We start from the raw sequence: 26,434 nt of genomic DNA on the forward strand, positions 1-26,434 counted from the left end.
CGTTATCAGTTCAACTTTACAAAAAGCTGCTGCCATTTTTCAAATACAATTTCTTTACTATATTTTTGGGATGCAATCCTGGCTTCGCTCCCAAATGAAATTCTTAGTTGTTCTTCGTTCATAAGCGAAGCCATCGCCGCAGCCAAGCCATTAATATCTTCACTATTTACCAGGTAGCCATCTTTTTTATCAGTGATGATATCTCTCGGTCCTTCCGGACAATCAAAACTAACACAAGGTAAGCCACAGGCCTGTGCTTCCAATAAAACCATTGGTAAGCCTTCAAACCTGGATGACATTACATAAATGGAACTATTTAAAAACTCTTCCTGTATATTTTTTGTGGGTGCATGAAAGTTTACAAAGCCTTCCAGACCAGCAACATGAAGTTGCGTCAGAAGCTCTTCCTTTAATTCTCCTTCTCCAAATACACTGATCGTCCAGTCGCTGTACTTATCTTTTAACAATTCAGCGGAAGACAGCAGCATATCATACCCTTTCTGATAGGTAAATCTACCTACTGAAAGTATCCTTTTTTTACTATAATCCGGGGAACTTCCTGGTGTAAAAGAGAGCGAATTGGGAATAACAGCCACCTTCTTCGAACTCCTGTATTTGTTTTTATCCCTTTCCGTTAAAACCACCACTGTTACCAGCGAATATAATAAGCTTCGAACCATACGTGAATAAACAGGTACAGAGGCATATGATATATGTTCGCAGGCAATTCCTTTTATGCTACCATTTACTCCGCAAATAAAAGGAAGCATCATGTTAAGGCCGTGTACGGTACCAATTACAAAATGAGGCTTAAGAACCACTAACTGTTTTCTCACGGCCCTGATATACGCATAGGACCATCTTAATCTGTTGACTGCCCCTTTCCCTTCCACAGGCTTCGCCAGATGAATAATTTTTACAGATGAGGCCAGTTTAAAATATGGTTCGCCTCCGCTGGTATAGCTGCTGATAATTGTAAGTCTATATCCATTTTCTGCCAACAGATTAGCCAGATTCACCACGGCTCTTTCTGTACCCGCAGATTTGGTAATATCATTAATTAAAATCGCTACTTCTTTATTCATAAATGGCTGTTTCTTTTCATTGGTCCGGCATATTAAATTCCGCAATTTATGCTTTCCGTTTCAGTAATGCTTTCTTTATGATTTGATAATTACTATCCGGGTCATCCGCAGTAATATAATTCCTTATAAATTCCTGGTACTTTCTGTTGTCTATTGGTTCCCACTTTGCCTCTGAAAGTTTATCAGCGTTTGCCCAACTGCATCCCAATAAATCTTTATATAACTGTATGGAATAATAAATATCATTCAAAAAGGATTTAACTCCCTGTTTTTGTTCAAATTCATCTGTATATGCAAGCAGTATGGGCTTATTATTCAGCACGGCATAAAAAACAGAGGTACTTTGATGTACAATTACCAATGAACTATCTTTTACTAATTGGTTAGTCTGCCCTTTTATAACCTGCCGCCCCTGAAACTCGTCTGTATAATTTGCTTTGGGGTGCGCTGCAATAATTACCTTCAATCCTTTCTCCGCTTCGAGGTAACTAAAGAGGTCATTCATCTTCCGGAAATATACTGACCTGTCCATCGTAACTTTCTTTATTCTAAGTAAATCAGGATGGCCCACAAGCATACTATCCAGGAAAACAGCATAGTTCTCTGTGGTTACCGCCGGTGCTTCGGTCTTTAAACTTTCCTTATAAAGGTCAAAATCATGATGATACAGGGGAACAACCTCCGCCCATTCAAAAAGTTCTTTGCTTTTCATTCCGGGCGAAAACAGTAAAGATGGTCTGGAAATGCCATGTTTCCTTGTGGTAATCTTAAAGGATAGGTGCCCTATTTTCCGATAACCTGCCCCCAATAATTTTACAAAATTAAAAGAGGCCAGATAGGTCGCCAGCTTCATTCTCGCTGATGCTCTGGGAGTATTTGTATACCAATCAATCGAGAAAAGAAATGCTTCTCTTGCTTTTAATAATTTATAGATGGGTAACGTATTCCAGATAAACCATAGCTCAACACAAAAAAAAGTATCGGCCTGTTCTTTTTCTATTAATTTTTTCAACTGCGATATTGACACTACCTCAGTATAATATTCAGCTGTAAGCTCGTTAATTAACCTGTTCTGTTTCGAGTAATTTGTTAACTCTCTGACACACCAGTACTCCACCTCTATCCCATCAGCCTGAAACTCCTCCAGAAAGAAATTTCGTTTAATAGAAGAGGTTAGGGGATCATGATTTATAAAAACAACCTTTCTCATTATGATTTCTTTAAACTGAACCAGGGCATAGGGAACATTCTGTTACTCGCGAACCACATAAATATAAAATTGACCACGCTTACCACCAGTGCGGAATAAACGCCTCCGATAGGGCCGATACTTTTAATCAATAAATAAGATACCAACAACTGAACCAATGCCACCGAGAATGTAACAATGGCAACAATAACCGTTCTCTTGGCGTAAAACAGATAAATTCCAACTACCATATACATTCCCTGAAATGCCTGGCTGAACATTGCCCAAGTTACATATGATGAGGCTTCTTTATAGTGAACAGAAAGGAAATGATTTATTATGAATATAGCGACACCAGAGAATATGCCCGCCAGCGCTAAAACGGCTGCGAAGTACATATAGGTAAACTTTACAAGGCTGTGCTTTACTCCTTCATCGTTTGTGGCTAGTTTCTTATAAAGATAGGGGACATAGGCATTTTGAAATGCGAGGATAAGGAAAGATAGTAACAACCCAAATTGAATACCGGCTGAATATAGGCCGGCTGCGGCATTACCATAAAATTTTGTTATAAAAACACGATCAATAGAGAGTCTGACCCATATACCCAGTGAATGTGGTATAAGCGGCACTCCAAACCTAAGTGCATCTTTAATGTGTTGCTTATTAATCTTGACCTTTAAAAATCCTCTTTTATAAAGTATAAAAATACTTGCAGCAGCAAAGGATATGTATGTAAATGCCAATGCCCATAAACGACCTTTCCAACCATATCTTATTATCATCACCAATAAAACGGTTAACACCACATTCACAATTGTCTGCGCAACCTGGTAAATACCGAATTGAACCGGTTTCTCTTCTAAACGCCATAGATCTGTATTAATAACAGATACGCTCTGGCAGAAGGCGAGCCAGACCGCCAAAATGGTAAAAAAAGAAGTAATAGAAAGGAGGTTATTGATGTAAGATAGCGCGAAGATCGAAATGATTGTACAAATAACAGCGACTATAAATGATACAAGGATTATGTTAGCCGAATAATCAGCAATCGCCTCTTTGGGCATTTTAAAATAGTTGGCACTTAATGCGCCATTTAGATTTAAGCCAATTACAATTACTAAAACAGCAATATAAACAGTGTAATTTGAGGCAATACCATAATCAGCTGGCGTCAGATAATAAGTAAGGAAAGGCAATATAAGAAAAGGAATAGCTTTATTTACCGCATCCGCAATCGTATATATTAAACTTTTTCTAAATAAGCTATGACTTGTTATTCTCTTCAAAATTGCCTTCATAATCAATGTCGCTAATCAAATTAAATTAAATCATTTGAATAAATTCCGGATACTTAGTTTTTCAAAATATACAGAAGGATTATATGTCGTTTTTCTACGGATACCGTATGTAATTAATAAGCTGTCGTTACTGGATTTTGCCAATGTAGGATAAAAATAATTGAAACTCTTATCTTGCTGGAGATTGATGGCACCTTTCCAACTGTTGCCTTTGTCAACACTATAAGCAATAGTCAATGGCGACCTGTTTTCATGTCCTTCAGAGTAAGGTGTATTATTCCAGGCAATAACAAGTGTATCTCCTCCCAGTTGTAAAATAGTCTGAGGCGCCTCGGGGGTCTGGATATTTGTTTTAACAAGTGTTTTCCAGGTAGCACCATTGTCATAGCTTCTGGAGAAGTACACAAAACCATTTGAGGTTCTGATACACATTAGTAACTCTGTTTCACTCAACTGAGCAACGCATGGTTCTGTTAACGAAAAAGGTGCTTTGATGGAATTAGACTTTTTCCATGTTCTTCCCAAATCATCGGAGTAAAAACAAATTACATAATGATTAGTAGATTGTCCTACCGGAGTAAAACCAACCGGGTAGATAATTCGGTTATTGTTGTAAATAGCCCTGTCATTTGCCATGGTGTAATAGCCTTTCAGACCAACATTCATCAACTTTGGTGCCTTCCAGGTATTTCCACCATCGACACTCTCTTTATATCGAATATCACTTTCCTGATTGCTGTTCTTTACACAAAAGAATATCATCAGATGATTGTTGGTAATCTTCAATAATGCGGGACAGAGTGTATTAATGGCTCCTATATTTTCCTGTATCAGATATTCTTTAGACCAGCTTCTGCCGTTATCCTCACTTTTTCTTGCGACGATGTCTGCATCAATAAAATCACCAAAGGATTTGTATCTCGTGCAAGTTGCCAGGAGATGATTAGGTTCAGTTTCTATCAGCGAAGCGAAACCATACCCTCCATAGCCTGCGGACAAATTGGGAGTAAACAATTTAAAGACAGGATTATTCAGGATAATATTTCCATCTCCTATCACACTGATTGGTAAATCAATAATATCATTTAATGGATCGGGTGTTGCAGTTTCCTGCTTATTACAGGAAAATAAGAAGGCAAGCCCTAAAGCAAAAGAAATTTTTACTATGTGTTTCATTGAATTGGCATAGAAGTTAGATAATATATTACAACATCTAGCATAAAAACGTTGGGGGCTGAGATTCCCTCTATAGGAGAAGATTTGTTAACACCCACCCACAACGGAAGATGTAAAAAACTATTAATCTGAGCATCCATACCATTAATCACTAATGAAACAATTCTTTGATATTCAAACAACTATGAAACACTGACGGTTCATATGTCCGCTTCCTGCGAACCCCATAAGTGATATGCAGGTTATTATTTTTTAGATATATCGATGGATAAAAGTAATTAAATTGCCTATTCCATTGAATATTAATGGGTTTGTTCCATGTCATTCCTTTATCAATACTATATGCAATAGTAAGTGGGCTCCTATCATCATGATCATCTGTACCATTCCCTTTATTAAAATTCCATATGAGCAACAGTGTATCAGAATTGTTAACTCTCAAAAGCGCCTGGGGAGCTTCAGGAGAAATAATTCCTGATCTGAAAAGACCAGTCCAGGTAGCTCCATTATCGTTACTTCTGGTAAAGTAGATCAGTCCCTTCAGTGTTCGTATAGCCATTAGCATTCCATTGTTACCAGTGGGACAAATAGCCGGCTCCGTTAAACCAAAATTAGTTCTGATGATATTTGATTGTGTCCAGGTTTTACCCAAATCATCCGAATAAAGACTCATTAATACTTGTTGATCGGCCTGGGTAAAAATATTCCGGGAATAAGCAACTGGGAGAATAATCCTTCCGTTAGAATAAACAACCCTATCGTTATTCAAAATATTATAGCCTTTCAGCTTATTTACTTTCTGAGCACTCCCCCATTCTTTTCCCCCATTAGTAGACTCTTTCGAAAAAAGATCGATATCGGTATTACTATTTTTCACGGAAAAAAACATCATAATGTGTTTCTCCGATATTTTAAGCAGACACGGCGGCCCTGTATTTACCAAACCAATATTTTCCTGCAAAACGGTTTCTTCGGACCAGGTTTTGCCCCGGTTATACGACCATTTGCAAACAATATGCGATTCATTAAAATCCCCAAAGTTTTTAAACCTCGTACAGGACATTAATAAAACACTATCATTTAAAGCAATAGCCGAACCATAGCAGTATCCTCTGTTTCCCGCAGAAGGAACAAATAGTTCCTGTGTTAGAGAATCTACATTCAGGTCAACTGCATCTCCGACAATACGGATGGGTAAATCTTCCGGTATAGTCATTTTCACATCCGGAAACAAAATATCTTTTTTCTTGCTGCAACTATAAAGCAAACAGCAAATAATCAACGCGAAAACATTGCAAATGTATTTCATATACAGGCATTAGGAGGCTGAAATTTTACTCTGATAAAAATCAACTATCTTATTCAACTTATTATACAGGAATGTATTGCCTAATTTATTTATATGGTGATGATCAGACATAATGTAATCGGCTTTACAGTCTGATGTATCAATGAAATGTTGTTCAAAAGTCGTCCTCAATACCTCATTATATTCCTGAATATTTCTCTGAATCCCTGGCACTTGCTGCTCATATTCATCCGTTGCCGGAAGGATGCCTAACCAATATACTTTATCAGGAAAGCGCTGTTGTATTTCCTGGGCTATAGATTTGAATCTACTGAGAGGGGTGTAGGTAATTTTCCTCTTCGCCCTCAATTGAACTGTGTATTTTTTTACAAAAAGATTATATAATTTTTTGAAGATAGATATTCTTTCGAGCAAACTAGTCTCCCATCTTTTTAAAGCCCTTGGTGCGCAGTCTACTATACCTGCCTGAAAAATCACCAGATCCGGATTTACCGCGCCGTAATAATGCAATAGCTGGGAACTTAACAATTCAAGTGTAGCCCCCCCCACGCTTAAGTTAAGGATTTTAGCGTCCTTATATTGTTCACGAAGCTTATCAATATAAGTGTCTTCCAGCCTTAACTCCTCAGGTGTATTTCTGGGGAGCCCTAATGAATCTGTTACTATAATAATTATCATATTACTAGGTTAAAGCACTCCATCACTAAGCATTCTTGTATAATAAGCACAATGTTCTATATGTTCCTTCAGAGAAACCAGTTCACCGAAGCGGCCAGCCAGGAACGTTGTGGTTTGCAGATATATACCCGGCTTATATTTTATATCGAGCGCATCATCAATATCTATAAATTTCACTTCAACACTTCCAAGCAATTGCACCTGTAACTTTTCCATTGGCTTGAGGTATAACCGGCGTTTGGGCGTCAGTAATTCTACACTCCATCTGCCAGGAGCCGCCCAGTTTGCCTGATAGGAAAATAACGCCCCTTTATCTGAAATGCCAGCCCCGGCAAAAACAGAGACCGCGTGCCAGGAGATCGGCGTCTTTGCATAAGTAGCCATATTAACCGGCTTTCCTCCCAAATAAAAAGCGGTATCCACCACGTGTGTTGAATTGGCAAAAAACCAGTTCTCTTTTACACCGGGAGCCTTTTTCACCGGTTCAATTACATGAGACCACTCTGTAAATTCAAAGTTAAAAGAAGTAACACCTCCATCTTCCTCAATCATTTGCCGGATCCGTCTAACAGCCTCATAAAACCTTCTGTTGTAGGCAATAAAAATCCTGGTGTTAAACTGCTTAATAAGTTCATTCAGTTCCAGTACTTCTTCAATGCTTCTGCCTCCAGGCTTTTCTACCAGAATTTCTGTTATTCCCCATTCCGCCAATTGCAATGTAATTTGCTTCAGCGTTTCTGTACCAGTAGCTACAATTGCCTTCTGATAAGAAGCGCTATCATGAGAAGCGATGAAATGCTCCACTCCGCCAACAAATGGCTTTTTCCCGGTTTGTTTTTCAAATTCCACTGCCGAAGCCGCACCGCGTCCTACCACATCAAAATTCACCTGCACGTCTGTCAGTACTTTGGCATATGCCTGTGCCATTGGACCACTACCAACCAATAATACCTTCCCAGTGCTTATGTTATCGGACATATATCGTTTGTTTCATTTTTGATAGAATTATATTTCTCGAGAAAAACCTCCAATAAACATTGGTGTAACGCTGCCGAAGCTTTGTAAGGAGTCAAATCACAGTGCCCATTGCTCAATAGATCAACAACAATCTTAGTTCCTGCTATACTGAGGGCCGGCAAACTGAATGAATCTGTAACTGGTTTCCAACCATCTGCTACTGTGGCATGAACAACTTCTTTGGCGGTTTCGTTAATAATCCAATAAGCTGTTGGGGTAGAAATTTTTACAATAATGGGATGAGTACCCTGTTGAAATGAAATAACTTCCATTTTATGCGGCCCATTTATTGCACCCAGGTATAAACTACCGCTAAACTCTACATAACCGGAACGTTTCGAATCTATATATTCATTATCCAGTGATTCATTCAATACCTGCACCCCACTGTCATTGATGAGTTTCGAAAAAACATCTACAAAGTGGATACTATTACAACCTAATCCCCAGGCACCACCTGTTACTGAGAAGTAAACAGCACCTTGTGATGACGCTTTTTCAGCAATTTCTTTATATAGATCAAATGTCCTTCGGGGGCAATTTACCCAAACCTTCATGTCGGGAATTCCCGCGAATAAGTTTGTGGCTACCTCATAATCATGCAAACGGGGAAATAAGAATTTCTCCAAAATCAGGTGGTTCACCTTACACTGTGCCAGCAATGATTCAACCAGAGCTCGACGCATCGTTGAATTGGTTGCAACAATTACAATATCGAAGTTCCCTGGCAAACTATCCATCCCATTAATATAATGAACAACATGATCCGAACGTTTTCTTACCTCTTCGAACCTTTCTCTGGCAACGTTCAAAGACTGTTCACTTATATCAAGTACATAAATTTCGAGTGGTTGTTCCACCCCTGCGAGGGATTGCAGATGTCTGCTACCCAATTGTCCTGCGCCGATAATTCCAATTACCTTCATACTTACTCAAAAAGATGCTGAATAAAATTTCTCCTGACTCTATATATTCTTAAGCATTTGTATCCAAATACTTTATAATCTTCGCAGGCACCCCTGCAACTACTACCTTATCGGGTACCGATTTGGTTACAACTGATCCTGCCGCTACAACACTGTTATGTCCTATTGTAACGCCCTGAAGCAATATTGCATTTCCGCCCACCCAACAACCTTTCTTCAGTATAATAGGTTGTGCTGGCGTATGCCCCTGGTCAATAATAGGTATATTGGGATTTGTAAAAGCATGATTAGCACAAAAAAAGCTTACACCTCCTCCTACTAACACATCATCCTCGATTACTATACTAAGATCCAAACTATCCGATACGCCAAACAAATGTGTACCAGGACGAATAACTACCCTTTTTCCAATAGAGATTGTAGAACATCCAACGGCATAAGCCCCTGGCCTAAACTCAGCGGTATCATCAAAGTGATAAAATTTCTTTTTACAAAGTTTCACCATTGAAGATTTGAAAAATAATCGCCAATGAGTAAGCGGAACATCAGGACCAATCCGATCGGCCTTTTTCCAAAATCTGATTCTGGCGGGTAATTCGCTTAATATCATTCTTATATCTTTTAGCGACAAAATATATTGTAATGCAATTAGATAGCGGTCCAACCTCCATCTACAATCAGGTTCTGTCCTGTGATATACTTTGCATCCTCTGATAATAAAAATCCAATCGATGGTGCAATATCGTCTGGGTTACCAAGTCTTCTCATAGGCACCTTTTCTTCATAATTCTTTACAAAGATCGGGTTTTGGTTATCAAAGATTCCTCCCGGTGATACGCAGTTAACCCTAACATTATATGGGCCATAAAAAGCAGCCAAAAACCGTGTAAAGTTGATTAATCCCCCTTTAATGGCTGCATATGCACCTTCATTTAACATATCAGTACCCTTATAAATAGAGAAATCAGGACCATTAACCCCATAAATGGACGCCATATTTATCAGGGATCCACTTCCCTGTTTTTTCATCTGATTCAATACCAGCTGACAGCATTTAACGTACCCCCCAAGATGCCAGTCTACATTCAACGTAAAAGACTCCATTGACTCTTCAGAAAATGGTTTTCTTCCCCAATCTTCGGTTCTTGGATAAGCATTATTCACCCATCCATCAATTTTTTCATACTTTTTCAATATCAAATCAATGGCCTGCTGGATGGAGACTGTATTGGTAATATCGCAGTTAATTTCATTGATATCCATATCAGTAACTGTATTATTATCCAAAATGATAACAATACCTTCCATTTCCTTTAGCTGTTTTACAAAGGCAGTTCCTAATAAACCCTTACCTCCTGTAACTACCACCACTTTATTCTTCAACGTATTCATTGTAAACAAATTTTCAAAATCTGAAATGCTTCTTCTATATTATTCATAGAATGGCTATTATTGATATTCTTCAGGAAGTACTTCATTTGTTCAATGTAGGTATAGTATACATCGATCTTCTCTTCATACAACAATTCACCATTCAGCGTTACCTTGCCTGCAATTATATCTGCGGTTAGCGTACCATCATCCAGCAATATTTCTATTTCTCTCTTGGAATCCCGGCGATAATAATTCAACGTAATATTTGCTGTAAAGGTGCTATACATTAAATTGTAGTGAGCAAAATCGATAGCTGCAATATCCAGCGAAGATTTGTTGGTAAGAATTTTCTGATGACTCAATGGAGCTCCCAGCAACCACCAGGTGTAATCCAATTCGTGAATAAGGTCAAGGTGTACGCCGCCGCCAAGTTCCGGAATCGCGCTATATATTGTTCTGAAGTCTCTGTTAGGGCGCCAGTTAGGTAAGTAGGACCCAGCATAAATATTAACTTCATTAATCCTGCTGCTGTTATTCTCCAAATACTGTTTAAGAAACCTTATACACGGATGAAACCTTAAATTACATGCAACGTAGGTTTTAATACCATTCGCCTTGCATTGGTTAACTAATTCCTGACCATTTTCTATAGCGTGAAACAAGGGCTTCTCAATAAATAACGGTATCCCAAATTTCAACAATGAAGTAATAGTGTTATAATGGGCAGAAGTTGGATTAGAAATAATTGCAAAATCAAATGTAATGGCAGACACTTCTTCCAGGTCAGATATACTTGTTACCTTTTCAACAGGTTCAGCGTTTGCATTGGATCGAAGGGCATAAATATTTACATCTTCCAACAGCGCATGTAGCGCATGAATATGTTTGTTGGCAATCGATCCAAGACCAATAATCAGAATATTCATACAATGAAATCAATCTTCTTGTTTTGCAATAGATATTCCATAAAATCAAAGTCGATAGGATGATCCAGGTCAAAACAGATATGCCGCATTACATAAACGAGAGACTTTGCAGTGATCGCACTTGGATAATCTGACTCAAAAAAAGACCTTCGATAGATGTAGAAAGAAGCGTTCATATCATACACGTTAGGTGCTGACTGACGGGTAACGAAACTTCCTTTTTTGCACAGTTCATAATACCCGCTTCCGTTCTCCTCCACCATATTAAAATATGGATTCCGATTAGCCGGATTAACAGAAAATATGTTAAGTGCAGCCGGATCATTCTCCATCATCTCTAATGCTTCCGTGATATCATCGATAGTTCTCAAAGGCGAAGTCACATCCAAGTCTATCACATAATCAAAACGACACTGATTTCTATCCTCCTCATACTCCACCAAATCAGCAATCACTCCTTTTTTTCCTGCTGTATCTGTTGCTAATACTTCGGGTCTTATATATGTTGTTGTCAATCCGCTATCTGCGGCAACTTTCTTTATTTCAATACTGTCAGTAGATAATCCAATAACACATTTTCTATCCGCAGCAAATTTAATTGCCTGATCAATAGAATAAGAGATTAATGGTTTACCGGCCATACTTCTGATATTTTTGCCAGGAATACCTTTAGAGCCGCCACGTGCGCAAATTGTGATAAGTATATTCATATCAGAGTTTAATGTGTTTTATGTCAACCTGTGCCTTCTCAAAGTCTTCCGGACGGCCTATATCAAGCCAATATCCCAGAATCGGATAATGAGAAACTTTTTTATTGGCAGCAATTAATGCTTCCATAAAATCAGTTGCATTGTAGAAAGCTTTTTGAGGAACATATTCCAACAATGACCTCTTAAATAAATAGATACCACCATTGGAATAATAATTATAGGTAGGCTTTTCATCAAACGAAACCACATCTCCATTTTCTATTTCCAATACCGCATAAGGAACTTTGACTTGATAAGGAATGCTCGCAATCATCAAATCTGCTCCGGATGTAATATATGACTTATAAAAGTCGGTGAAATCGATATTGGTGAGGAGGTCTGAATTCATTAACAAAATATGCTCTGAATCAAAATTCGGTATAAGACTTAATGCACCAAAAGTACCCAGTGGTTCCACCTCTTCCACATACTGAATGGAGACATCCTTACTGCTGCCATCTCCAAAGTGATCTCTGATTTGTTCTCCAAGATATCGTATGGAAATAAAAAGCCGGCTGATACCATAACTTGCCAGACGGTCAACATTATGTTCTATAATTGGCTTATCTCCAACAACTAAAAGTGGCTTAGGACAATTTTGGGTAAGCGGCAATAATCGTTCTCCTTTTCCGCCAGCCATGATTACGGCATTCAATGGTAATAAGGATGATTTTACCCTTAAATTCAGGATATCAATGATACGTTTCTCATCATTCACTATTGGAATGATTTTGATATTCCGCTGTTTATATTGTTCAAGCTCTTCGATAGAATAATTCTTCAGTACTATATAAACAGGATTGGACTGTACAAAGTCTCTTATAGGTGTTTCAAAGCTAAATCCTTTGATAAATCCTCTTCTCACGTCTCCATCTGTAAGAGATCCTATTAGCCTTTCCTCCTTATCTATAACAAATAGAATAGCATCTACCCCCAATTCATTTAATTTCCTAAATGCATCAGTTACAGCTTCGTGTTCAAAAATTAAATGTTTACGAAATTCCATGAATTTTATCAATAATATTTAGTAATTGAATACTTTCCGGTTTCTCTAATATTTATACAAAAATCTCCATCCGTTATATACCTGAATTGTATAGCAATCCATTTGAACGAGCTTTCCCGGCATGGTACGAAAAATCACTGATTCCTATACTATCTATCTCCTACAAGTCATGAAAGCGTTTCTTTAACAGGGTGTCCAACTGCACTTCCTTCAGGACACGTACAATTTCACTAGATGCATTCCCTTTACCATATGGATTTTCGACATTTTCCAACCCCGATTTAAAAACAGGATCAAATGCGAGGTGGATTGCATTTCTTATTTCATCTGCATCAGGCTGACAATCTATAACGCTTGCTGCTTTAATCCTTCCTTTTTGACGATCACCAATATTGACGGTAGGTATTTTGAAAGAAGGCGCTTCTGCAATTCCGCTTGAAGAATTACCAACTACTGCATCCATGAAATTGAGTGCGGACAGATATCTTAATTGTCCTAATGAAGTGAATGCAATTGCCTTTTCTTTTCTATCGCTCACAAATTCATCAATAAGCTGATTTATAATTCTTCCATCTGTATCCGCATTCGCTTTGGTAAAAATCATTTTTACGTCCTGCAATCCGTCTAACACCTCCAATAATGTTCTAAACTGTTTGTCTGCCGAGGCAATCTCCAGCGTTACAGGATGAAAAGTGATCAGAATATTCTTTCTCCCTAATGTAAAATCAATACTTTTTTCAAACTCCGCTCTATTCAATAATTTCAGCCTGTTAATATTTTCTATCCCGGGAGCACCAACATTGAAAACATTATCCGGCTGCTCACCCAACTGAATCACTCTTTTTCGATAGGCTTCTGCTGCCGTAAAGTGTAGTTGGGCCATTTTAGTAATAGAATGCCTGATGGATTCATCAATGACACCCTCTGTAGTTTCACCTCCATGGGAATGAGCTATGGGGATACGACTAATCATTGCTGCTGTAGCAGCTGCAAATATTTCAAACCGATCTCCCAACAAGAATACAATATCTGGCTTGAGATCTGCGAAAGCTTCGCCCATGCTTATTATACCCAGACCAATGCTTTTATTTATTCCAATGGTAGTATCAGAAGATAAAATCATTTCTACTTTCTTATCTATCCGAAAACCATCTGCTTCAATCTGCTTATAGGTAAGTCCAAACTCTGGAGATAAATGCATGCCAGTAACGAGCAATTGCAATTCTATTTCGGAATCTTCAGCGAGCGTTTTGATGATCCAATACAATAACCCATATTCGGCCCTGGTACCTGTAACAACACAAATTTTTCTTCTTACACTCATAGGGTAATGATTTCGTCCTCTAAGTAATCTTTATTAGCAATTTGTCCGATTACACTATCCCAATCCATAGGACTGATCCCTGTACCGGGGCGTTTAATTTCAAGGTTATCTGCACTTAAAATTTCTCCCTGCTTTATATTTCTTCCTGCAACAATACTTTTACGTACAATGGAGATATTTTTCGTTTCAGATGCTGATGGTTTTTTAATTCCATCTCCTAAAGCTTTTTCAATATTACGAATAGCGGTAACCATATTACACAGTTCTACGGGATCTAAAGATGCCAGATGATCAGGCCCATCCATTTTTTTATCCAGTGTAAAGTGTTTCTCAATTACGGTAGCCCCAAGCGCTACTGCTGCAATAGGTATTTCTATTCCCAGGGTATGATCAGAATATCCCACCTCTACGCCCAATTCCTGTTTCATTGTAATCATGGCTGTTAAATTCACATCCTTCATGGGTGTAGGATACTCGGTATTACAATGTAAAATCGTAATTCTCTTCTTATCAGCTCCGTTATCTACCAGTAACTGGACTGTTCTGGCCACCTCTGCCATGTCTGCCATTCCGGTTGAAACAATCAGATCTGGAAATGATCTGGCCATTTCTCTCAAATAAGGCAGATTCACAATTTCTCCGGAGGGGATTTTACCAATGGTAACTCCCATTTTCTTTATTAAATCAACACTTTTAAAATCAAATGGCGTGGATAAAAATCCAATATTTTTTTGTTTGCAATACTCCAGTAGTTCCCAATGATCGTTTTCTGAAAGTTCCAACTTCTTCACCATTTCCAACTGACTTTCAGCTCCGGCGCTTTGGGTATTCTCTATCTGATAGTCTGCTTTCCGGGCATAACGCGATATAACTTTTTCAGCAACAAAAGTCTGGAATTTCACATAATCAACGCCTGCCTCAGCTGCTTTATCAATTAATTTCTTTGCCAGCTGAATATCACCATTATGATTTACGCCTGCTTCTGCTATTATAATTGTGTGATTCATATCAGATAATTCTTTTAAAAGGGTTACCAATGTAGGTACCGGGTTCTGTTATGTGTTTATGGATTAAAGTGGCCGCACCAATTATTACATCATCTGCCACATTTACTCCCTGGTGAAGGATGGTGCCGCTACCAATAAAAACCTGATTTCCAGTCCGGCAGTTACCATTCAATATTGCACCAGTAGAAATATGGCAGTGGTTTCCCACTTCTGTATCATGTTCAATAATTGCACCTGTATTGATAATGGTATTATATCCTACCATTGCCGCAGCATTGATCCGGGCACCATGCATAATAATACTTCCGCGGCTTATTTCTGCATGCTTTGATACACTTGCAAAAGGAGATATAATGGTTGCAAACTTTGCATTCAATCCTGTCAAAAACTGCCATAATTTTACGCGCAATGCAGCTGATTTAATCTGGCCAACAGTAATTAGAAAAAAATATTCGCTTCCAACCAATTTCTCTATATCGCTTTCAACACCAATAGTTTCGTATGATAAAACGCTCGCTCCAACTTTCTCCGGAACATCAATAATTCCTTTAATTGTATAGGTTCCCTCTTCTTCTATAACATCAATACAGGACTTTGCGTGTCCGCCACCACCTATTAAAATTAAAGGTCTCCCCATGTTACATAGTTAATACGAATACTAATAATATAAATGCTTAATATCCTTACAGTTGCTCTTCTTTAGCTACGATATCATGCTCATCAATCATGTGCAACAACATTGAAGCTTATAATGCTCTCACTTGTTATTTTACTATCCTTACACTACTTGGTAAATTCACCACACGTTCTTCCAGCCAGATCGCATTCGCTATTCCATCATGCTGGCAATTACTGTACATGGGTAATTTAGTCATCAGCCTCCAGATAGGTCTGGTCATTACTTTCTGTTGATTAGTGTCTGCAAGGAATTGCTGTTGTTTTGCCTGATCGGGTAGAATAATGGTATTCAACCAATAGTTAGCCTTTGTATTGGCAATCTCCCGTACAAATTTTACATCAGATCCTTCAAAAAAGCTGGCATATAAATCTGCCAGTTCTCTTTTATTATCAAGGATGCTATTTAATTGTTCTAACTGAGCACAGGCCAGTGCCGCATTCAGATTAGGCATCCTGTAATTATAAGCAATTTCATCATGCACAAACTCCCAGGCATGAGGTTGTTTGGCTGTCGTAGAAATATGTTTGGCGTGTTTGGCTATGCGTTCATCATTAGTAATAATAGCACCACCTCCGCCACACGTAACTGTTTTATTCCCATTGAAGCTAAAAGCACCTAGCAGGCCGAAAGTTCCGGTATGTTGTCCGTTGTAGTAGCTCCCTAAAGATTCCGCTGCGTCTTCTACCAGGGCAATATGATATTTATTACAGATAGCAGCAATGGCATCAATCCTGGAGGGAAAACCAAACGTATGCATAGGCACACATGCTGCAATTCTGCGACCAGAGGCTTTGTTAATACACTCTCCTTTATCATTTAACACCGTAAACTCCTGGAGGAACTTTTCCAATGCGTCTGGCGATAAGCCCATTGTATCCAAATCCACATCTACAAACACAGGAACACCACCTGCATGTGCAATGGCATTCGCAGTGGCAACAAATGTTAGTGGTTGTGTAATCACTTCATCCTGATATTGTACACCTGCAAGTACAAGCGCCAGATGAAGTGCAGCGGTACCATTTACAGTAGCAATGGCAAACTTTGCTCCTGTAATTTCCATCATCATTTCCTCAAATCGCGTGACATAAGCGCCTACTGAGGAAACAAATGTAGAATCGATCGTATCCGTAACATACTTTTTCTCATTGCCACCAAAATAAGGTGCATGCAATGGAATAAAATCTGTAGGTTGTTGAAATGTAGTCCTGACGAAATCAATAATCTTTCCTGTCTCCATATAATCAATGCTAAATGTTATAAATATTAGCTTTATAACCCCTCAGATTTTCTTCTTTCCGGAACCAATCAATTGTTTCTTTCAGACCGTCTTCAAAACTGTATTGTTGTTTCCAGTTAGTGTGCTGTGTAATTTTATCTTTTGATCCGTATAATCGGAATACTTCACTTTTAGATGGGCGAATACGTTCGTTATCCTGTAATATAACAGCAGCTGGATTGATGATTTCAATCAGCTTATTTGCCAGATCTCCAATACTGATTTCAGATTGTGTAGCAATATTACAATCATCTCCAATCAGGGATTCAGACTTTGCAATTTCAACAAATCCGTTTACCGTATCTTTTACATACAGCAGGTCACGTGTAGGAGACAAATCCCCAAGACTAATTTCCGTTTTACCATTTAACAACTGGCTGATAATAGTAGGTATTACTGCCCTTGCAGACTGTCTTGGTCCAAACGTATTAAAAGGTCTTACAATTGTTACCGGCAAGTTGAAGCTTCTGTAAAAGGATTCCGCGATACAATCTGCACCGATCTTAGAAGCCGAATAAGGGGACTGGGGTTGCCTTGGATGCTTTTCATCAATAGGAATATACTGAGCGGTACCATATACTTCTGATGTAGAAGTAACGAGTACTCTTGCTGTATTTAAATCTTTGGCAGCCTGTATCACATTTAGGGTGCCTTTAATGTTTGTATCTATATAAGAATCTGGTGAATGGTAGCTAAAAGGAATGGCAATCAATGCAGCCAGGTGAAACACAACTTCTATGCCCTCCATTGCTGTTCTAACACCATTGGGGTCACGAATATCTCCTGCAAAAATCTCCAGCTCAGACAATTCGTTGGCAGGTAATGTATCCAGCCATCCCCAGCTATTGAATGAATTGTAATAAACAAACGCTTTTACTTTACATCCTTCATGCAACAACCGTTGAACCAGGTGACTTCCAATAAAGCCATCTGCACCTGTTACCAAAACTTTTTTACCTCTTAATTCCATGATAAATATACTTACGACTTCTTGTGATTAACATTGATTTTATAAAGGCTTAAAAGAACTTCTTAATCCATCATTTCCCGGTATAGCTTGCCAATAACCAATACAATTATTGTCAGGAATCCTGCCAGAAATCCACCAAAAATTATCCCCTTCAATTTTCCGAACTTCTTTTTATCCAGGGGCAGAATAGGAGTATCTACAATCTGAATAACTGGGGTTTCCTGAGCCATGGCCAGCTTACTTAACTCCAGATTTTTGATCACTTCAGCATACATCGTCTGCAATACCATCTTATCTCTCAATGCTAACTCAGCACCAACACCGGCTACCTGCCGGGCTGGATTGGTATTAAGATCCTGTATCTGTGCTGCAGAATACGTTTTCCTATTCAACATGGTCTCCAAAGAATCTGCCTGTGACTGAAGTCTGTCGACGTTCAATTTATTTCGTTGGGTTTTTGTATCAATATAAAGTACTAACGCAACGTCCACCAATTTTTCGGTAAATGCCTTGGCAAATACCTCATTGGTACTTTGGCACGTTACAGAAATGAATGACAGCTTCTTATCTGGTTTTTCAATTTTAAGATTTCTATCTGCGAGTGCTTTTTGAAATTCTTTGAGTAGACTATCCTGCTGTAATGTAAATTTGGTGCGATCCGCATTAATTGGGAAATGTATGTTTACAAGCTCCGGTTTATTTTTCCAGCCTTTTCTTAAATTATTATACACTATATATAATTCAGCCAGCGACATTTTTTTCCCATCAACTGTTGCTTCACCGGCCAATAAGGCTTTTTCTAACAATAATCTTGACTTCAATAACCCCATAATATTGTCACCACTGAAAGCTCCACTGCTACTTCCCATCCCACCAAGATCTAATCCAAACTGGCTGGCAATACCTGCATAAGCACCTAACCCGCCTGACCTGCTATCCTCTACTACAAAAGTCAACTCTGCTGAATATACCGGATCTTTAATGAAGGAATACCATACCCCAAGTCCAGATCCCACTATACCCAAAATGATAATCAAGAACTTCTTTTTCCACAAATAAGCAATACTCTCTTTAACTCTAAGGATCAGTTCCTTAAGTGATATCTCCTCATTTTCCGAACTCGCGTCAGATCCTTTTTTTGATATCTCCATGTAATACTCTATGTTTTAATTATTGTATGCTATACGTTAATAATCGCTGCTGTTAAATATTACACTACTTTATTTTGTCTAACAATGTCACAATAATCAATGCTACGGTAGCAAAACCACTAATCATACCAACTGTTTCCTGGGGACTAAGGCCTCTCTTTTCTTTCCTGGTTGGCACAAATACCTCTGCACCTGGTTTTAGCTTCGGGTATTTATTGAAGAGGAATATCTTCCGTGTACTTTTTACTTCTCCATTAGCATATACAACATAACTCCGTCTCTTCATTGCACTGGAGGTAAATCCACCCGCACCTCTGATATAGTCTCTAAAAGAGTAAGATTTATCAAAACGGATTTTCTTTGGGAAATAAATCTCTCCAAACACCTGAACAGTTTGCAATTTCTTAGGTATTTTGAGGACATCTCCTTCTTCCACCAGGATGTCGTACTTAGAGCCTGGCTTTTTCATAATATCAGCCAAATTGATACCCAGTAACTGATACTTGCGTTCCATCATGCTCTTAACGCTATTGATACTTGAGCTATCTTCCAGCTTCTCGTAAAAAAGGTTTAATTTATTGTTCAACAAAGCACTATCCGCACCATTAATGTATGTTCTTCGTAGCAATACGGCTCCTTCCGGGAAAGCTTCAGGACGTAGGCCTCCTGCCCTTCTTACTACATCCGAAATATGTTCCCCTCTATTTACAATAGTATATGCTCCCGGGTATACAACCTCTCCCTCAACTCCCATATTAACCTGCTCAATATAAGCCGGGGATCTGCGGATCACTACTTCATCAAATGGCTGTAACATCACCTGCTCACTAACAAGACCTGACAAGTCTGCACTGATATCAAATTGTTTGATGATAGCTTTTGTGCTGTCGTTACTATCATAGTCTCCTTTTCTGATCCTTCTCGACACTTCTACATGCTTTAATGAAGCCGCGTCACGGAGCCCACCCGCCAATAAAACCAGATCTTCCAGCCTCATACTGTCTGCATATGGAAACACACCTGGCCTGTTTACCTCTCCACCAATGGATACAAAGAACTGTTGCCTTAAATCAAATTTTGAAAAAATAACCACACTGTCTTCCTTCTCAACAGGAATCACTGTTTTACCACTAACTATATCCTGTACATTAAAACTGATAATTGCTGGTGTAAAATCACGCTGCAGGCGACGAATTATTCCACGATTCATAGAAGCTTCTTCCCTGACACCATCCGCCTTCTTTATCAGGTCTGCTATGGTCATATTGGTTTCAAGCCCATAGTTTCCGGGATGAAATACTGCGCCGGCAATCGTTACCCGATTACTAAAGCGGTTCAATATGGAGTCCACGAAAAACTGATCTCCGGATTTCAATTTGAAAGAAGCAATCTCATCTGCTTTTACATTGATGACTTCTCTTTCTTTATTATTTATGCGATATCCTGTAATGTTTTCTTTAAATGAACCATCTGTATAACCACCTGCATAATCGAGCATAGTTTGCAACGTTTCATTATCTTTTGCTTCAAATATGGCTGGATGCTTCACTTCTCCTATCAACTCCACCCTGGTTTTGTATGGGTTTACCTTTATGATATCCTGATCTTGTAGAATGATATTATTAGTCAAATCACCTTTGGTAAGAAAATCATACAGATCAAATGTGTTAACCACCTGTCCATTGCGAATTACCTGGATGCTACGAAAGGACCCATTATCATTTGGTCCTCCTGAAACGTACAAGGCGTTTGCAACAGAAGCCAGAGAAGGCAGCGTATATGTTCCCGGACGCTCAATTTCACCAATCATCAGCACGCGGATGCTCCGGATATTTCCGAGGGAAATCTGTACAAAAGTTTTACCGGTAGATATTGTAGCGTAGATGGTGGACAATTGTCTGGTGATCCTTGTTTTCGCCTCTTCCATGGTTAAACCGTTCACATAAACCGGCCCCAGGTTAGGAATACGGATATATCCTTCTGCTGTTACTGTTAGCGTATATTGTACTTCAGAATAACCATAAATATCAATCATCAACTGGTCATTTGCAGCCAGCTTATAATTGAGGGGAGTAGGTATTCTTAAGTTGGGCTCGAAAGTGAGGTTCTTATTACTGAAAAGGTCTGCTCCAAATATCTTTTTCCTTTTTACATCATTGGGGTTCGTTCTCTGTCTGAAAAGGTCAACATTACTGGTATCTGAGTCATTGAAAGATCTCCCGGAATATTGGTTGTCCTGTTGAAACGTTTCTGAGCTTTTCTTTTTATCTAACCCTTTATCCAACCCCAACATTTGTATCCTGGTCTTAAGTTTTTCTGCCTCAGCAGGCGGAACCCCTTTTTGTTCTGCATAGGAGTCTATATCAGACATGCTCATATTATTCTGCTTCATTTCAGCAACAATTCTACGAATCTGACTATCTGATAAGTTATCTATATTAACCTGCGCCGGAGACGGAACCTGTGCCATTACACACAAACCTATAAACAGGAACAGTTGGACCAACAGTAATTTTCTTAACATGTATAATAGGATCTAAACTTTCTCGAATCTTTTTTGGAATCAATCTTACCCGGCTGCCGCCAAATAAGGTGCAAATCTATAAAAAATAACATATAAATGTTAGATTCGTGTGAATTCTAACACTTTTGGGGGGAAATCACTATGAACTGTCGGCTGATCGTTTAAGCATGCTTTCGAAAGATATGGTTCCCGTTCTGCAAATATGCATCCAATTATTGAACCAGCCCTAATTTTAAGATAATTATAATATGTGTTTTTTCTTAATACAATAAATCCTTATTATTAAAATCCTTTTCCTGCTCTTATACGTTTATCTATTAGAGAGTCGTCTGCGAATTACCTGTTCTGAAAAATTACGATCGTTCCTTAAACTACCACCGTTTTCATCGATCTAAATATTGGCCTTGGATCAATCGCTTGAGAATCAATTAAAATAACTAAGAAAGTCATGTTTTAACCGCCCCTCGGCACCTATTTGAATACACCTTTCACCCCTTTTTTTGTTTAAATTAGTTAAGGCAAAAATTAAACATTATGTCGTCTGTTGAATTTAACACCTTGCTTATTGGAAACGCCGATTTCCTGAAACCCTTTGCTTTTACCCTCACCAAAGATGCTGAACAGGCAAAAGACCTTTATCAGGAAACCCTTTTCAGAGCCCTATCCAACCAGGAAAAATACCTGGAAGGCACCAACATCCGCGCCTGGCTATTCACCATCATGCGGAACATCTTTATTAATCACTACCGGAAAAAATTGAAACATCGCATGGTAGCCGAACCCAGCGCCAGTGATTTCTTTATTAACTACCAGCAAAACACCGTTACCAACAAAGCGGCCTCTAACTTACAGATGAAAGACATCCACGTAGCCGTGTATCATCTGCCCAATATCTTCAAAAAGCCATTTATGCTCTATTACGAAGGTTATAAATACTTCGAGATTGCAAACATTCTACAGGAACCACTGGGAACCATCAAAAGCAGGATACATTTTGCCAGGAAAATACTTAAATCCCAGGTCCCCAGACAGTAACGAAAAAATAACAGGAAAATCTCATCCAGCCCGAAACTAAGTTTTCAGGCCGGACAATCGCAGCTATGAACGGTAGTAACCATATACCAGCCGCAAATAATGTTCTTTAAGATGAGATTGAAAATAAAAGGCCGTTATCATAATAATAGCTGCAGCGCAAAGGAACGCCGGATGTGGCCACAAATAGTAACCCGCCAGACATAACACCAGGTACCTGGCATACTCCAGGTAGAAAACCCATTTCTTCTGCTCCATAATAGCGCCACAATTGATCAACGTCAGCAATATCAACAAGGCTACACATACCTGGATAAATACCGGTACGTAATGTTCCAGTAACAGGAAAGAAAACAACAAAACGAGCGCAGCAACAATTTGCCACAATACATAATTAAATAACTTAGGCGTTTCCGTTACATGTTGGTTGCGCAGCAGAAACTTATCTTCCAACACTTGTCGCGCACCCGGATCCACATTATCCGGCCGGCCGAAAATAATCCGCAACTTATTCCTCCACCCTTTCGCCTGCCGCGCAGAATACAGCATCTCCAATATAAAATGGAAGTGTTGCCATAAAAAACTATTGCTCTCCAGCGGCTTGGTTAAGCCATACACCGGCTCCTCTTCCTCTTTCACAAATGTGCCGAATAACTTATCCCAGATAATAAATACATCTCCGTAATTCTTATCCAAATACTGTGGATTACTGGCATGATGTACCCGGTGATGGGAAGGCGTTACCAGGATATATTCCAGGATACCTAACTTTCCAATAGTACGGGTATGAATAAAAAACGGATACAACCCATGCACCAGCAACATACTGGTGATCATCGCCGGCGGAAATCCTATCACTGGCAATATGGCCCAGAAACCCGTACGTATAAAAGCCTGAAACACCGTAATACGGGCAGATACAGTATAATTAAATTCCTCGCTCTGATGATGCACCACATGCGCACACCAAAACACCGTTACTTCATGCGCTAACCGGTGATACCAATACCAGATAAAATCTGTACAAATCAATAACGCCACCCACAACAACACACTGGCTTTAATATCAAATATCGCATAGTGACGATACAGATAATCATACAGGAAATAAAACAGTCCCACCGTAAACGTATCCAGTAAACGTTCTGCAATACCCACACTCAGGTTAGTAATCGAATCATTAAACTTAAAATAGTTTTTCCCTTTCCTACGTGATACCAGGTATTCTAACCCAATGAATGTCAGGAAAAATGGAACAGCCAATGCCAGGTAGTTTAAATGCACTTGATTAAATTTTAAATCCGGAAATCCTTGATTGTTATACATAGGCGTATACACGGTGCCAGCCCGCGTATAGGTTTCATAAATCAGTTCTGGTGGTGGTAAACTGGTACAATGATAAGTAATAAAAAGCAATTATCCTACTATTTTAGTAGACTAAAATAAAAGGACAAACGAAAAGCGGGAAACAACTTTCGTCATCCCCCGCCCACGCGTCATTGCATCTATTCTTTGCTAGTCTTCCGCAGGCCCCCCATCCGCCATTCTCACCACCTTCGGCACAAAAGTACCTATCACATCCACCAGCGCCGTTTGGGCTGCCATTACCGTATTAATATCTTTATAAGCCCCCGGTGCTTCATCCAACCCTCCACCTATCAAGGTAACACCGTGTTCTTTCAGTACGTCTTTCAACTCTTGATCAGTAATCGTTTTTTGCGCCTGTGTACGGGACATCATCCGACCTGCTCCATGCGAAGCAGATTGTAAACTGGTCACCTCCCCTTTTCCACGCACAATAAATCCGGGCGCCGTCATAGATCCGGGAATAACTCCCAGCACACCTTTCCCCGCCGGGGTAGCTCCTTTCCGATGTACAATCACTTCTTTACCCTCATACATTTCCTTCCACGCAAAATTATGGTGGTTTTCCACTCTTGCCAGCAAAGTAGCGCCCATAGCAGCTATTAACCGTTTATGAATCAAATGGTGACAAGCAGAGGCATAGTCTCCGGCCAGGTTCATCGCCAGCCAGTATTCCTGTCCTGCTTCCGTATTCAAATCCAGGTAGGCTAAATGGCCTGCATGCTGCGGTAACGGACATACGTCTTTCGCCACCTGGGTATAATGGCCCGCTATCTGCGCTCCAAGTCCTCTTGACCCCGAATGCGATAGCAAAGCCACATAGTTACCAGGCACTAACCCCCATTCATTATTTATATCCGAAATCGTAGCGATCCCCCACTCTACAAAGTGGTTACCGGAACCGGAAGTACCCAACTGACCCGCAGCTTTGTCCAACAGGTTTTTTACAAAACGGATTTCTTTAAATTCACTTCTTTCCAATACCGGATCCGCCTCTCTCTGCTTCCATTCCACGCCAGCACCGAACTTCGTCCAGTTTACCAGCTGCTTCTTGTAAGTATCGTCATTTGTTAACAGCGATTGCTCCGGCAAATCCAATATGCTCAAACACATACGACATCCAATATCCACACCTACACCGTAAGGAATAACCGCATTATCTGCTGCCAACACCCCACCAATAGGCAACCCATATCCCTGGTGCGCATCCGGCATCAATGAGCCAGCTACGGCAACGGGTAAACGAACTGCATTATTCAATTGTTGTATAGCACCATCTGCAATGTTATCTCCACCAAAAACAGCATACGGTACCGGCGTTTCACGCAACGGAATGATAGCTGGCGCTACTGGCGTCAACAACTGTTCTGCTACCGGCGCCAACAACGCATCATTTACATACGTTGCAGGATCTGCCAATACTTTCTTCAGGAGATCAATGGCTTCATCACGGGTCAGGTGATTGAAATGTTCATCCATTACTTTCATGGCTAAACGAAATACAGGACTCTTTGGGTAACCTATTTCCAGTAAGGTTTTACCCCCCACTTTGAAATTTGACATATGGATTAAATTTTATTGTACCATTCCTCCTGCAGCATTTGCTGCAGGGTTCTTTTTTTAATATACTTTCCTTTTTCAATAGTCCGCCAACGATACCACCGATGCACTTTACCCACCGTTAATTTCCGGATCTTCTGCTCCAGGAAATGCGCCTGAATATAATTACACAACCGATCTATCTGAGAAAGCAACTCAGGCATCATTCGCCTGGTTTGCGTAATCATATTAGGTCTTACACGTAACACAAAACGCCAGGATTCCTTCATCACCATTCGCTTCTGTGGCGCCAGGTTATTCTTGTAAAAGAAATAACGTTCCTCAAAACAAGCGGCCTCTTTATCTGTTAACTTCAATTTAGCAAACTGGGATACATCCGGTTGTGCCAAATGCTGCTCTCTCACTACTAACTTCTTTCTGCCATGGGATCGCTTCTTCACTTTAAAATCTTTCCGGTGACTGTATTCACAGGTATTGATTTTCTCTAACAATCCTTCATAAAAAGCGGCATCTCTGCTTCTTGCCACATCATCCCTCAATACAAAGAAACGTTTGTAACCTTTCATTACCGGAGGATCCAGTGGAACAAATCCACGTTTACCCCAGGCATCCCACAATTTTCTTTCTTCTCTATGTAAACTTAACAGTTGCTTTTCAAACTGTGTACGCGCATCACGTATTCTTCTTCGGGTAGTTCTTATTCGTGATGCCGCAATATAATTTTCAATTTCCGTTTGTACCGGATTGCCCATAACCAATGATTCATTTCCCACTTAATAACTTCCACCTGTTGGTGGAAGCGATTAC

General features: G+C 39.4%; 24 protein-coding genes. 1 reads left to right on the plus strand and 23 read right to left on the minus strand.

Translation table 11 applies throughout. The features are described from left to right. Positions 1-5: 5 nt before the first annotated feature. From AC5ZC7_RS27650 to AC5ZC7_RS27745, 20 genes are all read right to left on the minus strand, one after another. Complete coding sequence (locus tag AC5ZC7_RS27650) at positions 6-1,085, minus strand: glycosyltransferase (protein ID WP_496162273.1); 1,080 nt, start codon at positions 1,083-1,085, stop codon at positions 6-8. A 46-nt stretch (positions 1,086-1,131) separates the two neighbouring features. After that, positions 1,132-2,295, minus strand: a complete 1,164-nt coding sequence (locus AC5ZC7_RS27655) for a hypothetical protein (RefSeq protein ID WP_496162274.1) — start codon at positions 2,293-2,295, stop codon at positions 1,132-1,134. After that, positions 2,295-3,575: an oligosaccharide flippase family protein gene (locus AC5ZC7_RS27660; RefSeq protein ID WP_496162275.1), complete on the minus strand. Its 1,281-nt coding sequence runs from the start codon at positions 3,573-3,575 to the stop codon at positions 2,295-2,297. The genes AC5ZC7_RS27655 and AC5ZC7_RS27660 overlap by 1 nt, the downstream gene beginning before the upstream one ends. 30 nt (positions 3,576-3,605) lie before the next feature. Further along, entirely contained in the window at positions 3,606-4,751 is a 1,146-nt protein-coding gene (locus tag AC5ZC7_RS27665; protein ID WP_496162276.1) for an exo-alpha-sialidase, read from the minus strand. A 151-nt stretch (positions 4,752-4,902) separates the two neighbouring features. Next, on the minus strand, positions 4,903-6,060 hold the full coding sequence (locus AC5ZC7_RS27670; RefSeq protein WP_496162277.1) for an exo-alpha-sialidase: 1,158 nt from the start codon (positions 6,058-6,060) through the stop codon (positions 4,903-4,905). A gap of 9 nt (positions 6,061-6,069) precedes the next feature. Next, the gene (locus AC5ZC7_RS27675) at positions 6,070-6,738 is read right to left on the minus strand and encodes a GDSL-type esterase/lipase family protein (RefSeq protein ID WP_496162278.1); all 669 of its coding nucleotides are present in this window, start codon (positions 6,736-6,738) and stop codon (positions 6,070-6,072) included. Positions 6,739-6,747: 9 nt separating this feature from the next. Then, the gene (locus AC5ZC7_RS27680) at positions 6,748-7,716 is read right to left on the minus strand and encodes a Gfo/Idh/MocA family oxidoreductase (RefSeq protein ID WP_496162279.1); all 969 of its coding nucleotides are present in this window, start codon (positions 7,714-7,716) and stop codon (positions 6,748-6,750) included. Next, positions 7,701-8,681 carry a Gfo/Idh/MocA family oxidoreductase gene (locus AC5ZC7_RS27685; protein WP_496162280.1) on the minus strand — a complete coding sequence of 327 codons (981 nt, stop codon included), beginning with the start codon at positions 8,679-8,681 and terminating at the stop codon, positions 7,701-7,703. The genes AC5ZC7_RS27680 and AC5ZC7_RS27685 overlap by 16 nt, the downstream gene beginning before the upstream one ends. Before the next feature lie 49 nt (positions 8,682-8,730). After that, entirely contained in the window at positions 8,731-9,291 is a 561-nt protein-coding gene (locus AC5ZC7_RS27690) for a DapH/DapD/GlmU-related protein (protein ID WP_496162281.1), read from the minus strand. A 38-nt stretch (positions 9,292-9,329) separates the two neighbouring features. Continuing rightward, the gene (locus AC5ZC7_RS27695) at positions 9,330-10,073 is read right to left on the minus strand and encodes an SDR family oxidoreductase (RefSeq protein WP_496162282.1); all 744 of its coding nucleotides are present in this window, start codon (positions 10,071-10,073) and stop codon (positions 9,330-9,332) included. Next, positions 10,070-10,981 (minus strand): Gfo/Idh/MocA family oxidoreductase, encoded by a 912-nt coding sequence (locus AC5ZC7_RS27700; protein WP_496162283.1) that lies wholly within the window; start codon positions 10,979-10,981, stop codon positions 10,070-10,072. The genes AC5ZC7_RS27695 and AC5ZC7_RS27700 overlap by 4 nt, the downstream gene beginning before the upstream one ends. Continuing rightward, complete coding sequence (locus tag AC5ZC7_RS27705) at positions 10,978-11,691, minus strand: cytidylyltransferase domain-containing protein (RefSeq protein ID WP_496162284.1); 714 nt, start codon at positions 11,689-11,691, stop codon at positions 10,978-10,980. The genes AC5ZC7_RS27700 and AC5ZC7_RS27705 overlap by 4 nt, the downstream gene beginning before the upstream one ends. Before the next feature lies 1 nt (position 11,692). Next, on the minus strand, positions 11,693-12,736 hold the full coding sequence (locus tag AC5ZC7_RS27710; protein WP_496162285.1) for a sugar phosphate nucleotidyltransferase: 1,044 nt from the start codon (positions 12,734-12,736) through the stop codon (positions 11,693-11,695). A gap of 160 nt (positions 12,737-12,896) precedes the next feature. Beyond that, complete coding sequence (gene neuC / locus AC5ZC7_RS27715; protein WP_496162286.1) at positions 12,897-14,060, minus strand: UDP-N-acetylglucosamine 2-epimerase; 1,164 nt, start codon at positions 14,058-14,060, stop codon at positions 12,897-12,899. Continuing rightward, positions 14,057-15,067 carry an N-acetylneuraminate synthase gene (gene neuB, locus AC5ZC7_RS27720; RefSeq protein ID WP_496162287.1) on the minus strand — a complete coding sequence of 337 codons (1,011 nt, stop codon included), beginning with the start codon at positions 15,065-15,067 and terminating at the stop codon, positions 14,057-14,059. The genes neuC and neuB overlap by 4 nt, the downstream gene beginning before the upstream one ends. A gap of 1 nt (position 15,068) precedes the next feature. Beyond that, a complete protein-coding gene (locus AC5ZC7_RS27725) occupies positions 15,069-15,704 on the minus strand; it encodes a NeuD/PglB/VioB family sugar acetyltransferase (RefSeq protein WP_496162288.1) in 636 nt (211 codons plus the stop codon). 127 nt (positions 15,705-15,831) lie between these two features. Continuing rightward, positions 15,832-16,986, minus strand: coding sequence for a LegC family aminotransferase (locus AC5ZC7_RS27730; RefSeq protein ID WP_496162289.1), 1,155 nt, complete (start codon positions 16,984-16,986; stop codon positions 15,832-15,834). A gap of 10 nt (positions 16,987-16,996) precedes the next feature. Further along, positions 16,997-17,995 (minus strand): NAD-dependent 4,6-dehydratase LegB, encoded by a 999-nt coding sequence (locus AC5ZC7_RS27735; protein ID WP_496162290.1) that lies wholly within the window; start codon positions 17,993-17,995, stop codon positions 16,997-16,999. A gap of 62 nt (positions 17,996-18,057) precedes the next feature. Beyond that, complete coding sequence (locus AC5ZC7_RS27740; protein WP_496162291.1) at positions 18,058-19,146, minus strand: Wzz/FepE/Etk N-terminal domain-containing protein; 1,089 nt, start codon at positions 19,144-19,146, stop codon at positions 18,058-18,060. 64 nt (positions 19,147-19,210) lie between these two features. Beyond that, a complete protein-coding gene (locus AC5ZC7_RS27745; RefSeq protein WP_496162292.1) occupies positions 19,211-21,670 on the minus strand; it encodes an SLBB domain-containing protein in 2,460 nt (819 codons plus the stop codon). A gap of 534 nt (positions 21,671-22,204) precedes the next feature. On the opposite strand from AC5ZC7_RS27745, the gene AC5ZC7_RS27750 reads away from it, so the two are divergent. Then, positions 22,205-22,705 carry a sigma-70 family RNA polymerase sigma factor gene (locus AC5ZC7_RS27750; RefSeq protein WP_496162293.1) on the plus strand — a complete coding sequence of 167 codons (501 nt, stop codon included), beginning with the start codon at positions 22,205-22,207 and terminating at the stop codon, positions 22,703-22,705. A gap of 63 nt (positions 22,706-22,768) precedes the next feature. On the opposite strand, the gene AC5ZC7_RS27755 is transcribed toward AC5ZC7_RS27750, so the two are convergent. The 3 genes from AC5ZC7_RS27755 to AC5ZC7_RS27765 form a co-directional block, all read right to left on the minus strand. Next, positions 22,769-23,986, minus strand: coding sequence for a sterol desaturase family protein (locus AC5ZC7_RS27755; RefSeq protein WP_496162294.1), 1,218 nt, complete (start codon positions 23,984-23,986; stop codon positions 22,769-22,771). A 231-nt stretch (positions 23,987-24,217) separates the two neighbouring features. Next, on the minus strand, positions 24,218-25,630 hold the full coding sequence (locus AC5ZC7_RS27760; RefSeq protein WP_496162295.1) for an RtcB family protein: 1,413 nt from the start codon (positions 25,628-25,630) through the stop codon (positions 24,218-24,220). A gap of 5 nt (positions 25,631-25,635) precedes the next feature. Continuing rightward, positions 25,636-26,379: a hypothetical protein gene (locus AC5ZC7_RS27765; RefSeq protein WP_496162296.1), complete on the minus strand. Its 744-nt coding sequence runs from the start codon at positions 26,377-26,379 to the stop codon at positions 25,636-25,638. Between the last annotated feature and the right edge of the window lie 55 nt (positions 26,380-26,434).

The organism is Chitinophaga sp. 9-1-y, from assembly GCF_059511905.2.

Excerpts from the sequence above, each read along its gene's own strand:
- AC5ZC7_RS27650 (WP_496162273.1), bottom strand. The coding sequence starts at position 1,085 with ATGAATAAAGAAGTAGCGATTTTAATTAATGATATTACCAAATCTGCG.
- AC5ZC7_RS27655 (WP_496162274.1), bottom strand. The coding sequence starts at position 2,295 with ATGAGAAAGGTTGTTTTTATAAATCATGATCCCCTAACCTCTTCTATT.
- AC5ZC7_RS27660 (WP_496162275.1), bottom strand. The coding sequence starts at position 3,575 with ATGAAGGCAATTTTGAAGAGAATAACAAGTCATAGCTTATTTAGAAAA.
- AC5ZC7_RS27665 (WP_496162276.1), bottom strand. The coding sequence starts at position 4,751 with ATGAAACACATAGTAAAAATTTCTTTTGCTTTAGGGCTTGCCTTCTTA.
- AC5ZC7_RS27670 (WP_496162277.1), bottom strand. The coding sequence starts at position 6,060 with ATGAAATACATTTGCAATGTTTTCGCGTTGATTATTTGCTGTTTGCTT.
- AC5ZC7_RS27675 (WP_496162278.1), bottom strand. The coding sequence starts at position 6,738 with ATGATAATTATTATAGTAACAGATTCATTAGGGCTCCCCAGAAATACA.
- AC5ZC7_RS27680 (WP_496162279.1), bottom strand. The coding sequence starts at position 7,716 with ATGTCCGATAACATAAGCACTGGGAAGGTATTATTGGTTGGTAGTGGT.
- AC5ZC7_RS27685 (WP_496162280.1), bottom strand. The coding sequence starts at position 8,681 with ATGAAGGTAATTGGAATTATCGGCGCAGGACAATTGGGTAGCAGACAT.
- AC5ZC7_RS27690 (WP_496162281.1), bottom strand. The coding sequence starts at position 9,291 with ATGATATTAAGCGAATTACCCGCCAGAATCAGATTTTGGAAAAAGGCC.
- AC5ZC7_RS27695 (WP_496162282.1), bottom strand. The coding sequence starts at position 10,073 with ATGAATACGTTGAAGAATAAAGTGGTGGTAGTTACAGGAGGTAAGGGT.
- AC5ZC7_RS27700 (WP_496162283.1), bottom strand. The coding sequence starts at position 10,981 with ATGAATATTCTGATTATTGGTCTTGGATCGATTGCCAACAAACATATT.
- AC5ZC7_RS27705 (WP_496162284.1), bottom strand. The coding sequence starts at position 11,691 with ATGAATATACTTATCACAATTTGCGCACGTGGCGGCTCTAAAGGTATT.
- AC5ZC7_RS27710 (WP_496162285.1), bottom strand. The coding sequence starts at position 12,736 with ATGGAATTTCGTAAACATTTAATTTTTGAACACGAAGCTGTAACTGAT.
- neuC (WP_496162286.1), bottom strand. The coding sequence starts at position 14,060 with ATGAGTGTAAGAAGAAAAATTTGTGTTGTTACAGGTACCAGGGCCGAA.
- neuB (WP_496162287.1), bottom strand. The coding sequence starts at position 15,067 with ATGAATCACACAATTATAATAGCAGAAGCAGGCGTAAATCATAATGGT.
- AC5ZC7_RS27725 (WP_496162288.1), bottom strand. The coding sequence starts at position 15,704 with ATGGGGAGACCTTTAATTTTAATAGGTGGTGGCGGACACGCAAAGTCC.
- AC5ZC7_RS27730 (WP_496162289.1), bottom strand. The coding sequence starts at position 16,986 with ATGGAGACAGGAAAGATTATTGATTTCGTCAGGACTACATTTCAACAA.
- AC5ZC7_RS27735 (WP_496162290.1), bottom strand. The coding sequence starts at position 17,995 with ATGGAATTAAGAGGTAAAAAAGTTTTGGTAACAGGTGCAGATGGCTTT.
- AC5ZC7_RS27740 (WP_496162291.1), bottom strand. The coding sequence starts at position 19,146 with ATGGAGATATCAAAAAAAGGATCTGACGCGAGTTCGGAAAATGAGGAG.
- AC5ZC7_RS27745 (WP_496162292.1), bottom strand. The coding sequence starts at position 21,670 with ATGTTAAGAAAATTACTGTTGGTCCAACTGTTCCTGTTTATAGGTTTG.
- AC5ZC7_RS27750 (WP_496162293.1), top strand. The coding sequence starts at position 22,205 with ATGTCGTCTGTTGAATTTAACACCTTGCTTATTGGAAACGCCGATTTC.
- AC5ZC7_RS27760 (WP_496162295.1), bottom strand. The coding sequence starts at position 25,630 with ATGTCAAATTTCAAAGTGGGGGGTAAAACCTTACTGGAAATAGGTTAC.
- AC5ZC7_RS27765 (WP_496162296.1), bottom strand. The coding sequence starts at position 26,379 with ATGGGCAATCCGGTACAAACGGAAATTGAAAATTATATTGCGGCATCA.